Genomic DNA, 11,533 nt, shown 5'->3' with positions numbered 1-11,533 from the left:
GATGGCGACGACGTCCGCGAATACCGCTGTGCCCGAGCGGGCGCTGCTGCCCCTGTGGGCAGCAGCGCCCACCGCCGCGCTCGGGGCTCTGCTGATGAACCTCGCCTATCCGGGCGCCGCGGTATGGGCGCTCGCATTCCCCGCCACAGCTCTCGTGCTCGTGTCCCTGATCGGCCGGCGCTTCGGCGGAGCACTTCTGGTCGGTCTGGTCTACGGCATCCTGTTCTTCGCTCTTCTGGTCTCCTGGACGTCCCGCTACCTCGGGCCGATTCCGTGGGCCGCGCTCAGCGTCGTCGAAGGTGGTCTCACCGCCATCGCGCTCGTGCCCATCGCACTCGCCTACAGATGGCTTCCTCGCGCCTTCCCCGGCGCTGCAGGGCGCATTCTGGGGCTTCCCACGGTCGTCGCGTCCCTGTGGGTCGGGCGTGAGCTCTTCGTCGGCTCCTGGCCGTACGGAGGCTTCCCGTGGGCGCGGATCGGGATGAGCCAGGCCGAGAGCCCCCTCGCGCCCATCTCGTCATGGCTCGGCGTGAGTGGACTCAGCTTCGTGATGGTGCTGCTCGTCGCGGTGCTGATCGAGATCGTCCGGCTGCGCGGATGGCGTCGTCCGCTGGCACTGCTGGTGCCGGCAGCGCTGGTGGTCGTTATGCTCTTCACTCCGCTGTTCCCGACCACGACTTCGGGGTCGATGAGGATCGCGGCGGTTCAGGGCAACGGACCGACCGGGTATTTCGACGAACGCGAACCGTTCTCCGTGATCCAGGCCCAGACCGACGCGACAGCGCCCCTCTACGGAGAGGACGTCGATCTCGTGGTGTGGCCGGAGGGTTCTCTCGACGCAGATCCGTTCGAGAATGCGGCGATCGCCCGGAGGATGACTCTGGTGTCGAACCGTATCGATGCGCCGCTGCTGGCGAATGCGCCGACGGCGAGGGACGACCTCTACTTCAACACCTCGATGCTGTGGACCGCTGACGGCACAGCCACGCAGACGCACGACAAGCGGCACCCCGTTCCCTTCGGCGAGTACGTGCCTGATCGCGCGTTCTACAACGCGCTGGCTCCCGATCTGATCGGCCCAATCCAGCGGGAGTACACGCCGGGGTCGAACCCGCCGATCGTCGAGGTCGATGGAGTGCCGATCGGGCTCGCGATCTGCTTCGACGTCATCTACGACGATGTGATCCGGGAGGGGCTGAACGACGGCGCCGAGGTACTGGTCTTCCAGACCAACAACGCCGACTTCCGAGGCACCGACGAGAATCTGCAGCAGCTGTCCTTCGCCAGGATGCGTGCCATCGAGACGGGGCGCAGCGTCGTGAACGTGTCGACCGTCGGCACCAGCCAGGTCATCAGGGCCGACGGGTCGACCGTGGCCAGTCTGGACGCAGGAGAGGCCGGAGCGCTGCTCGAAGATGTCGAGCTTCGTTCCGGCCTCACGGCGGGGGTTGTCCTGGGCCCCTGGATCCAGCAATTCCTGCTGTGGGGCGGTCTCGGCGCGCTGCTCCTCGGGTGGTGGCGCGCCCGGGGGCGTTAAGCCCCGATCTTCTCGCGGGTCGGGTCTTCTCCGGCGCCGCGACGTGCGCGGATGAAGGCGAGTCGCTCTTCCAGCAACTCTTCGAGCTCCGCACGGGTACGGCGCTCCAACAGCATGTCCCAGTGGGTGCGAGCGGCCTTCTCGTCGGTCACTTCGAGTGTGACGGCCTGGCCGTCGACGTTCAGGCGTGCTTCGGCACCGCAGGCGCGGCACTCCCAGGTCTGGGGCGGTTCGGCGTCGGCCGCGAACATCAGGTTCGTGACGTGGCCGCAGGTGTCACAGGTGTAGGTGGTCTCACGGCGCTCCATGAAAACGACGCCCTCTTCGCTCTGTAGGCTCTGGGCGCCGAGTCGGATGCCGCGCAGGCTGCGATCTGCCATTTTGTGGTCCTCTCGTCGCTGTCAGGTATAACGCTCCAGCCTGTGCGCTTCATCCACGCGGGCGGCTTCTCGGCGCGATTCACAGCTGAATCTCAGCGGCGGAGGTTATGGGGCGCGTCGGGTCCTAGCGTTCGGAGAGGGTCCGGAGGGCGACGTCAGCGCGATCCGAGACGATCCCGTCGACTCCTGCGGCAACGAGACGACGCATGTCGGCGGAATCGTTGACCGTCCACACATGTATCTCCACACTGCGTCGGTGGGCGGCACGGACGAGGGCAGGGGTGAGCACGGTGAGCACTCCGTGTCGCTCGGGGATCTGGAGCGCGTCGATTCCTTGGAGGACACGTGCGGGGGAGAGCCGGAGCGCGGACAGCGCGCGCAGCGCCGCGATCGTGCGGCTTCCGCCCGATGTCGCAGGCCGAAGCGAGGCGCCCGCCCGCAGTACGGACGAGACGGCTGCGCGGCGGTTCGCGTCTGAGAAACTCGTGATGAGCACGCGGTGGGTGTGTTCGACCAGAATCGGGCCGAGCGGGTCGACGGCCGCCGGTGTCTTCACATCGATGTTGAAGCGCACGTCGGGAAAAGAATCAAGTGCTTCCGCAACCGTGAGCAGCCCGCCGTGGGCGGAGAAGATCTCGCGCAGTTCCCGCGTGCGCACGTCGCGCACTGCTCGTGTGTCGCCGACGAGTCGTTCGAGGGTCGAGTCATGGAACAGCACCACATCGCCATCCGCTGAGACCTGGCAGTCGGTCTCGACATACTCGGCGCCTGCCGCGTGTGCGGCGGCGAAGGCTGCAGCAGAGTTCTCCCAGACGCCCGAATCCTCGCCCTCCGCAGTGACCAGACCGCGGTGAGCGAGGACTCGAGGATGCCGCGCCTTCGTGAAGTACGGGTGTGTCACGCGCCGGGAAGCGTGTTCGTCGGGCCCTGACCCGGCTTCGGCGTGAACGCGCTGCCGATGCCCTTGAGAGCCTCGGTGAGTTCACTCGGGATGATCCACAGCTTGTTGGACTGTCCCTCACTGATCTTCGGCAGCATCTGGAGGTACTGGTAGGCCAGGAGCTTGTCGTCGGGCGCACCCTGGTGGATGGCGGTGAAGACGTTGTGGATCGCCTCGGCCTCACCCTGCGCACGGAGGACAGCGGCCTGCTTGTCTCCCTCGGCTCGGAGGATCTCGGCCTGGCGAGCACCTTCCGCCTCGAGGATCGCCGACTGCTTGGTGCCCTCCGCCGTCAGGATCGCCGCGCGACGGTCACGCTCGGCGCGCATCTGCTTCTCCATGGAGTCCTGGATGGAGATGGGAGGATCGATCGCCTTGAGCTCGACTCGGCCCACGCGGATGCCCCACTTGCCGGTCGCCTCATCGAGCACCACCCGGAGCTGACCGTTGATGTTGTCACGGCTGGTGAGGGCTTCCTCGAGGTTGAGACCACCGACGACGTTTCGCAGCGTCGTCGTGGTGAGCTGCTCGACCGCACCGAGGTAGTTGGCGATCTCATACGTCGCAGCCCGCGCATCCGTCACCTGGAAGTACACGACCGTGTCGATCGAGACGACCAGGTTGTCCTCGGTGATGACCGGCTGCGGCGGGAACGAGACGACCTGCTCGCGCATGTCGATCAGCGGCCGGAGACGGTCGATGAAGGGGACGAGGATGTTGAGTCCGGGGGTGAGGGTCTTGTGATAGCGGCCGAGGCGCTCGACGACGCCGGCGGTCGCCTGCGGGATGATCCGGATGGCACGCGCGACGGTGACCACCACGAAGATGATCACGGCGATGGCGAGGATCCAGCCGATCGCTGCGGGAATGAACGATGCGTCGTCCACGGGTTCTCCTAGTCGTTGACGGGTCGGACGATGGCGGTTGCGCCGTTGATCGCGCTCACGGCGACCGGGGCTCCCGGGGGGATGGCGACCGAGGTGGCGGTGCGCGCGGTCCAGGTGTCGCCGTTCGCAAGCTTGGCCTGGCCGGAGATCTGCGTGATCTCGACCAGTGCGATGCCGCGCAGATCGACGAGCGCATCCACATTGGACTTGGTCGGGTCTTCGCCGCGCCGCAGGCGCTTGAGCAACGGCGGTCGGAGGAAGAGGATGAACATCGCCGCCGCCGCGGCCGCGATGATCACCTGCACCCAGACCGGGACGCCGAGCAGGTCTGTCACCAGTCCGACGACACCGCCGAAGCTGAGCATGAGGAACGTGAAGTCCAACGAGAGCATCTCGATGACGAGGAACACGGCGATCAGGACCAGCCAGCCGATCCAAGCCCATTGGTCGATGAACGTGACGAATGTCGTGAAGTTGTCCATGCGGCCTCCTTTGTGGTCAACGTATCACGCGGGCGACCGCCGATCCGGGCGCCACAGCGCTCCCTTGATAGTGTGAGTGGGCCGTGCGATCACGGCCTTTTCGCGCATCATGAGGAGTCACCGTGACCGACGTTCTTCCCGCAGGTTCCCTCGACGGCAAGGTGGCGCTCGTCACCGGCTCATCACGCGGGATCGGCGCCGACACCGTCCGCTACCTCGCCGAGGCCGGCGCCGATGTCGTCATCAACTTCCGCAACAAGGCGCCGCGGGCCGAGAAGCTCGCCGCCCAGCTGCGCGAGCTCGGTCGTCGGGCGCTCGTGGTGGGGGCCGACCTCACCGATCCCGCATCCGTGGCCGAGATGTTCGACGCGATCCGCGCGGAGTACGGACGCCTCGACGTGCTCGTGCTCAACGCTTCCGGCGGCATGGAGTCGGGGATGGCCGAGGATTACGCGCTCACCCTCAATCGCGACGCGCAGCTCAACGTCCTGAACGCGGCGACCCCTCTTCTCGGCGACGGGGCGCGGGTCGTGTTCGTCACCAGCCACCAGGCGCACTTCATCCGGACGACGCCGACCATGCCGGAGTACGAGCCGGTCGCGCTGTCGAAGCGAGCGGGCGAAGATGCGCTCCGCGAACTCATCCCCGCCCTCGCCGAGAAGGGGGTCGGCTTCACCGTCGTCTCCGGCGACATGATCGAGGGCACGATCACCGCCACGCTGCTGGAGCGGGCGAACCCGGGCGCGATCGCCGAGCGCCGTGAATCGGCCGGCAAGCTCTACAACGTCTCCGAGTTCGCGGCCGAGGTCGCCAAGGCCGCGGTGGACCCGGTGCCCGCCGACAACACTCGGCTCGTCGGTGACGTGAGCGCGTTCGTCGCCGAGTAGCCGCAGACGAGAATCGGCCCCGCTCTGCTGACGCAGGACGGGGCCGATTCGGCGATGGGGGAGACGTCAGCTGACGGGCTCTCCCTGGACGGCGGCGACGTACTCCTTCTCATCCTTGCCGAGCGTGATGGCACGCACGATCTGGATGATTCCGAGCACGATCAGCGAGATGCCGAGCAGCAGCCAGAAGGCGAATCCGGCGATCAGCGGCGAGAACAGCACGATGATTCCGGCGACGATGCTGAGGATGGCGTACAGGACGGTCCATACCCGCGAGCCGTCGCTGCCGAGGAGCGTCAGGGCGACGACGCCGTCGACGATCCAGCTGACACCGATGAAGATCACCACGACGAAGGCCAGGGTGGCCGCAGCGGCGCTCAGGTTGAAGAACGCGATGACGCCGGCGATGACGTAGAGCAGGCCGAGGACGATGTGTCCCACGCGGGCCCATCCGCCCTTCGCGCCCGAGAAGATTCCGAGGCCGATGTAGACCAGACCAGCGATCACCAGGTAGGACGCGAAGATCGCCGTCACGATGACAGCGGACTTCACCGGCCAGACCAGGAGGACGATTCCGGCGATGAGAGCGAGCACGCCCGCTACGGCCAGCGAGACACGGATCGACTTGAACAGTGACTTCGCCTGGGTGAGTGGTTCAGACATGGTGGGGACCCCTTTCTGAGAAGTTCCTGTGAGGATGCCCCCTCAGGGTAGCGCTCTCGCGGGCGGACGTGGGGGATCCTCTGCCAGCCGTGTTGCTCCAAGTCATCGCGGGACTCGGAGCGTCATGACAGGATCGACGGGTGACAGGCCCGGATGACACGCGTGTGCGCGAGCTCATCGTGATGCGCAAGGTCAGAGATCGGATCGACCGGGAGTACGCGAAACCCCTCGATGTGGAGGCGCTCGCGCGGGGCGTGCACATGTCGGCGGGTCATCTCAGCCGGTGCTTCCGGGAGGCATACGGCGAGTCGCCCTACTCCTACCTGATGACGCGCCGGATCGAACGCGCGATGGCACTGCTGCGACGCGGAGACCTCACGGTGACGGAGGTGTGCTTCGAGGTGGGGTGCTCGTCGCTCGGAACCTTCAGCACGCGATTCTCGGAGCTGGTGGGTGTCCCACCCAGCGTGTACCGTGAACGCGCCGCGAACGTCGAGGGAATTCCCTCGTTCCAGGCGAAGCAGGTCACCAGACCGATCAGGAATCAAGAAGCACCGCGTACCGACACGCACCTAACGTGAAGACCATGAAGATCAGCATCCACTACGCCTTCCTTCCCCACACCGACGCCGAGGCCGCCCTGGCCTTCTACCGGGACGCCCTCGGGTTCGAGGTGCGCAACGACGTCGGCTACGACGGTCTCCGCTGGCTCACGGTCGGTCCCGAGGGACAGCCGGAGACCTCGATCGTGCTGCATCCGCCGGCAACCGACCCGGGAATCACGGAAACAGAGCGCCAGACGATACTCGAACTCATCGCCAAGGGCAGCTACGCGGCACTGACCCTCGCGAGCGATGACGTCGACGACCTGTTCGCCCGCCTCGTCGACAGCGGCGCCGACGTCGTGCAGGAGCCGATGGATCAGCCGTACGGCGTGCGGGACTGCGCGTTCCGCGACCCCGCGGGCAACCTGCTGCGTATCAATCAGGCCGCCTGAACACTCACCGATTCACGAAGGACGCAGATGACCGACGACCAGCACCCCGCGGACACCCATGACCTGATCCGCGTGCAGGGCGCGCGCGAGAACAATCTGAAGGACGTGAGTGTCGACATCCCGAAGCGACGGCTGACGGTCTTCACCGGAGTGTCAGGGTCGGGGAAGAGCTCGCTCGTCTTCGACACCATCGCCGCGGAGTCCCGGCGCATGATCGATGAGACCTACAGCGCGTTCGTGCAGGGGTTCATGCCGTCGGTACCCCGCCCGGACGTCGACATCCTCGAGGGGCTGACCACGGCGATCATCGTCGACCAGGAGCGACTCGGCGCCAACCCGCGGTCGACCGTCGGCACCGTCACAGATGCGAACGCGATGCTCCGCATCCTGTTCAGCAAGCTCGGCCAGCCGTACATCGGTGGGCCGACGGCCTTCTCCTTCAACATCCCGACCCAGAAGGCCAGTGGGGTGATGACCGGGCCCGGCGGAGAGAAGAAGATCGTGAAGGATGCGATCTACCTCGGGGGCATGTGCCCGCGGTGCGAGGGCAGGGGAGCGGTGTCCGACCTCGACCTGGCGCAGATCGTCGATGAGTCGAAGTCGCTCGACGAGGGCGCGATCATGGTGCCGGGATACACCGCTGACGGCTGGATGGTGAAGGGCTTCTCCCAGTCGGGGTTCTATCCGGCAGACAAACCGATCGCGCAGTTCACCGAGAAGCAGCGTCATCTCTTCCTCTACGGCGAAGTCACGAAGGTGAAGATCTCGGGCATCAACATGACCTACGAGGGTCTGATCCCGAAGATCACGAAGGCGATGCTCTCGAAGGACCTCGATGCGTTGCAGCCGCATATCCGCGCCTTCGTCGAGCGCGTAGCGACCTTCGCGGTGTGCCCCGAGTGCGACGGAACGCGGCTGACGGAGGGCGCGCGTTCCTCGAAGATCGAGGGCATCAGCATCGCCGATGCCTGCCGGATGCAGGTCACGGATCTGGCGGCCTGGGTCCGGGGACTCGACCTTCCGGGGGCGGGGCCGCTGCTTCAGGCGCTCAGTGCGAATCTGGACGCGTTCGTGACGCTCGGCCTGGGGTATCTCAGTCTGGAACGGCCGTCGGGCACGCTGTCCGGGGGAGAGGCGCAGCGGATCAAGATGCTGCGCCACCTCGGCTCTTCCTTGACCGACATCACCTATGTGTTCGACGAGCCGACCATCGGCCTGCACCCGCACGACATCCAGCGCATGAACGGACTGCTGCTCCAGCTGCGCGACAAGGGCAACACCGTCCTGGTGGTCGAGCACAAGCCGGAGACCATCGTGATCGGTGATCATGTCGTCGATCTGGGTCCGGGCGCGGGAAGTGCCGGTGGAGAGATCTGCTTCGAAGGCACGGTCGAGGGATTGAAGGCGAGCGGCACCAAGACGGGAGACCACCTCGATGACCGGGCGCAGCTGAAGGATGCTGTGCGGTCGGCCTCGGGGGCGATCGAGGTGCGCGGCGCCACGGCGAACAATCTACAGAACGTCGACGTCGACATCCCCACCGGTGTCCTCACGGTCGTGACCGGTGTCGCCGGGTCGGGAAAGAGTTCGCTCATCCACGGCTCGGTATCGAAGCGCGACGGCGTCGTGGCGATCGATCAGGCCGCGATCAAGGGCTCCCGGCGGAGCAACCCGGCGACGTACACGGGGCTGCTCGAGCCGATCAGAAAGGCGTTCGCGAAGGCCAACGGTGTGAAGCCCGCCCTGTTCAGTGCCAACTCCGAGGGAGCCTGCCCCTCGTGCAAGGGCGCGGGTGTCATCATCACCGAGCTCGGATTCATGGACACGATCGAGACCCCGTGCGAGGACTGCGGCGGCAAGCGCTTCCAGGCGGGCGTGTTGGAGTACAAGCTCGCCGGAAAGGACATCACCGAGGTTCTCGACCTGCCGGTCGCTGAGGCACGCGTCTTCTTCGGGGAGGGGGAGGCCAAGCTCTCCGCAGCCACCGCGATCCTCGGCCGTATGGAAGACGTGGGGCTCGGCTACCTGTCGCTCGGACAGCCGCTGTCCACGCTGTCGGGCGGTGAACGCCAGCGGATCAAGCTCGCGATCCAGATGGGGGAGAAGGGCGACGTCTACGTGCTCGACGAGCCGACGACCGGCCTGCACCTCGCGGATGTCGACAAGATCCTCGGACTACTGGATCGACTCGTCGACTCGGGGAAGACCGTCATCGTGATCGAGCACCACCAGGCGGTCATGGCGCATGCCGATTGGATCATCGACATCGGCCCTGGCGCCGGCCACGACGGTGGACGGGTCGTCTTCGAGGGAACGCCGAACGATCTGGTATCCCAGAAGTCGACCGTGACGGGGGAGCACCTCGCGGAGTACGTCGGCGCCTGAGCCGATCAACGCTCAGGGCGGTCAGGTTCGCGGAACCGCGCCCCGCCAGGTCTCGATCGCGGTCCGCGTCTCACGATCGAGGCCGGCTTCCGCGAACCAGTCGTCGATGCGAAGGTTCTCGTACATGTCGCGGAACGCCGAATCGGGTGTGTGTCCGAAACGGCCGAGTATCTGGTGTCTTTCCTCGACCTCGAATGACCGTTCATGCAGGATTGTCATCCGTTCGGCGTTCGCGAAGGAAGCCATGTAGTCGCTCACGGCGGCATCACTGGTGACGTCGAGCGTACGGAGGAGCACCGCGGCGACGAGCCCTGTTCTGTCCCACCCGGCCGAGCAGTGGAAGAGGATCCCTCCGTCGTCGGCCGACGCCATTGCGGTGAGCACCTCAGCGAGTCGGTGAGGTAGCTCTTGCAGATGAGCCAGGTAGTAGAGCGGCGTTCCCCACCGCCCGTCCGCTTGATAGGTGCTCCAGAAGCCGATGTCGTCGCCGTCGAGGTCGACGCGAACCTGAGCGAGGCGAGAGGGCACCTGGCCGCTGGTCTCATCAGGGCGACGGAGATCGATGACGGTTCGCACGCCGTAGGCGAGGAGAGCCTCCCACCCGGACGCGTCGACCTCGTCGAGACGTTCGGCACGAATGAAGACGCCAGGGGGCGTGGCTGTTCCGTCGGCACGCTCGAGCCCGCCGAGATCGCGTGCATTGGCCAAACCGTTGATGCTGAGGGCGGGCTTCATGCTTCCCATCCTCGCACCGGCCCGGTCTGTCATCCTCTACGACGAACCCTGCGCGCGATCAGGAGAAGGGCACCCGTCAGCAGTGTGCCGACGCCGATCAGAATCAGGGGAGTGGCATCAGCACCGGTGACGGCGAGTGAGCCGTCCTGTCCTGCCGGGAGATTCGGCGTGCCTCGATCATCCGGCGTGCCAGGGCTCACGGGCGTATCGGGGACCGACGGCGGGTCAGTGGGAGGAGCCAGCGACACGGGGTTCTCCAAGCCGATCACGACCGTGTCGTCGGAGATCGTGAACGTCGCTGTGCCATCGCGGTTGTCTGTGACCCCGGTACCGGTGTACACGGGCGTTCCGTAGGTGACGCCATCGCCAGCCGCGGAAGCCTCAGAGAGGGTGACGATAGTGCCCACGGGCAGGTCGACGAGTCCATCGGTCGCGCCATCCGTGAGCCCGAACTCACCGGTCGTCGCGGCTCCGGCGGCGATGAACGAGTAATCGATCGTGTACTGAGCCCCATCGACCGCATTCGCGCCGTTCCCGCTCACGGTCTTGGTCACATCAAACCCACCGAGGCCGTCGCCGTCCCCGTCGCCTCCGGACGCGACGTACGTGACGGGGCTTGCGGTGACGGTACGACCGGCGACCGTCATGGTGTTGCCGAAAGTCTCGCCATCGTGGACGCCGGAAGGAAAGTCCATCACGGTGATGAACTGGTAGACGCGATCAGCGCTGGTCACCGGTTCGTTGAAGGTCACCGCGAAGGTGTGTGAGGCCGCATCCGCGACGATGGAGTAGGTCCCCGCGCCTGTGCCGTTTGAAACGGGGTGCCAGACGTCGTCCCCCCAGTCCGAGTCGAGAGTCCAGCGCGCGGAGGTCGCCGCCGGATCGAACGTGAGCTCCTCGTCGTACTCATCGACGATCGTCACAGGTTGGCCGTCGGCCGACGCCAGGAACTCGGCCGGGATGTTCAGAGCCCACGTCATGGACTCTCCGTCGAAGTTGACGGAGCCCCATTTCTCCGGACTCTGGGGGAGACCGGCAGCGTTGTCGCCCACGCCGCCGGGAGTGGACATGTCGAACGTCGTGCCGTCGCCTGCGGTGAAGACGACCGCCTCCTCATCGACGACCGATGTGAAACGTGCCTGGAAGTGCAGCGAACCACTCACGTTCGCGTGGGTCTCGACGTAATCGCCGAGTGTGCAGAAGAAGGACGCGGACGAGACGACGCAGCTTCCGACCTCAGCTCCGTCGTCGTCCCGCAGCGCGAAGGACGCCGCATATCCGGACATCGAATCGGGAAATTCGAGAGTGAAGGTGTCGCCCGCCATCGCGGTGTCGTCCACCGCCCAGGTCGATTCCACCGTGTACGGCGTATCCGTCACGAGTGGTGGCGCGTTCACGATCTGGACGCCGGTGATCGCCGTCACGGGCGCCGCAGTCGCGGTAGCGGTGGCGAAGAGCGCCGGCGTGCTGGCCACGAGGATCGTCACCAGACCCAGGACGAGCCTGCGAGCGATGCGGTGTCCTCTTGTCACGCTTGCCGTTCGAGAGTTCATCGGTGTCCTTCGCTCGAGGGGATCGTCTGGTTTGTTGCAGTGCTCAGCACTGTATCGCGTAACATTGTACACATGACGACATTCATG

At 66.0% G+C, this 11,533-nt stretch carries 12 protein-coding genes; 5 read left to right on the top strand and 7 right to left on the bottom strand.

Annotated features, from left to right (window positions below):
- The first annotated feature begins 1 nt into the window (after nucleotide 1).
- On the top strand, nucleotides 2–1,537 hold the full coding sequence (gene lnt / locus J7E45_RS00835; RefSeq protein WP_215066497.1) for an apolipoprotein N-acyltransferase: 1,536 nt from the start codon (nucleotides 2–4) through the stop codon (nucleotides 1,535–1,537).
- On the opposite strand, the gene J7E45_RS00830 is transcribed toward lnt, so the two are convergent.
- The 4 genes from J7E45_RS00830 to J7E45_RS00815 form a co-directional block, all read right to left on the bottom strand.
- A complete protein-coding gene (locus tag J7E45_RS00830) occupies nucleotides 1,534–1,917 on the bottom strand; it encodes an RNA polymerase-binding protein RbpA (RefSeq protein ID WP_091036323.1) in 384 nt (127 codons plus the stop codon). The genes lnt and J7E45_RS00830 overlap by 4 nt on opposite strands.
- Before the next feature lie 124 nt (nucleotides 1,918–2,041).
- Nucleotides 2,042–2,818, bottom strand: a complete 777-nt coding sequence (locus J7E45_RS00825; protein ID WP_215066495.1) for a glycerophosphodiester phosphodiesterase family protein — start codon at nucleotides 2,816–2,818, stop codon at nucleotides 2,042–2,044.
- Nucleotides 2,815–3,744, bottom strand: a complete 930-nt coding sequence (locus J7E45_RS00820) for an SPFH domain-containing protein (protein ID WP_167633499.1) — start codon at nucleotides 3,742–3,744, stop codon at nucleotides 2,815–2,817. Before J7E45_RS00820 ends, J7E45_RS00825 begins: the two co-directional genes overlap by 4 nt.
- Before the next feature lie 8 nt (nucleotides 3,745–3,752).
- Nucleotides 3,753–4,226, bottom strand: coding sequence for an NfeD family protein (locus J7E45_RS00815; protein WP_215066493.1), 474 nt, complete (start codon nucleotides 4,224–4,226; stop codon nucleotides 3,753–3,755).
- A gap of 122 nt (nucleotides 4,227–4,348) precedes the next feature.
- On the opposite strand from J7E45_RS00815, the gene J7E45_RS00810 reads away from it, so the two are divergent.
- Entirely contained in the window at nucleotides 4,349–5,113 is a 765-nt protein-coding gene (locus J7E45_RS00810) for an SDR family oxidoreductase (RefSeq protein ID WP_215066490.1), read from the top strand.
- A gap of 66 nt (nucleotides 5,114–5,179) precedes the next feature.
- Here J7E45_RS00810 and J7E45_RS00805 read toward each other — a convergent pair whose 3' ends face one another.
- Nucleotides 5,180–5,776 (bottom strand): HdeD family acid-resistance protein, encoded by a 597-nt coding sequence (locus J7E45_RS00805; protein ID WP_215066488.1) that lies wholly within the window; start codon nucleotides 5,774–5,776, stop codon nucleotides 5,180–5,182.
- A 182-nt stretch (nucleotides 5,777–5,958) separates the two neighbouring features.
- On the opposite strand from J7E45_RS00805, the gene J7E45_RS00800 reads away from it, so the two are divergent.
- From J7E45_RS00800 to J7E45_RS00790, 3 genes are read left to right on the top strand one after another with little or no spacing between them, the layout of a single operon-like run.
- The gene (locus J7E45_RS00800; protein WP_091037608.1) at nucleotides 5,959–6,357 is read left to right on the top strand and encodes a helix-turn-helix transcriptional regulator; all 399 of its coding nucleotides are present in this window, start codon (nucleotides 5,959–5,961) and stop codon (nucleotides 6,355–6,357) included.
- Nucleotides 6,358–6,362: 5 nt separating this feature from the next.
- Nucleotides 6,363–6,773 (top strand): VOC family protein, encoded by a 411-nt coding sequence (locus J7E45_RS00795; RefSeq protein ID WP_091037611.1) that lies wholly within the window; start codon nucleotides 6,363–6,365, stop codon nucleotides 6,771–6,773.
- A gap of 27 nt (nucleotides 6,774–6,800) precedes the next feature.
- Nucleotides 6,801–9,158: an excinuclease ABC subunit UvrA gene (locus J7E45_RS00790; RefSeq protein ID WP_215066484.1), complete on the top strand. Its 2,358-nt coding sequence runs from the start codon at nucleotides 6,801–6,803 to the stop codon at nucleotides 9,156–9,158.
- Between the two features lie 21 nt (nucleotides 9,159–9,179).
- Here the strand turns inward: J7E45_RS00790 and J7E45_RS00785 are convergent, their stop codons facing one another.
- Nucleotides 9,180–9,893, bottom strand: coding sequence for a tyrosine-protein phosphatase (locus tag J7E45_RS00785; protein ID WP_167633505.1), 714 nt, complete (start codon nucleotides 9,891–9,893; stop codon nucleotides 9,180–9,182).
- 29 nt (nucleotides 9,894–9,922) lie between these two features.
- Nucleotides 9,923–11,425 carry an Ig-like domain-containing protein gene (locus J7E45_RS00780; protein WP_215066482.1) on the bottom strand — a complete coding sequence of 501 codons (1,503 nt, stop codon included), beginning with the start codon at nucleotides 11,423–11,425 and terminating at the stop codon, nucleotides 9,923–9,925.
- Nucleotides 11,426–11,533 lie beyond the last annotated feature (108 nt).

The sequence above is a fragment of the Microbacterium sp. ISL-59 genome (genome assembly GCF_018613945.1).
Classification (GTDB): domain Bacteria; phylum Actinomycetota; class Actinomycetes; order Actinomycetales; family Microbacteriaceae; genus Microbacterium; species Microbacterium oxydans_B.
This window is presented reverse-complemented; position numbering and strand designations above follow the sequence as displayed.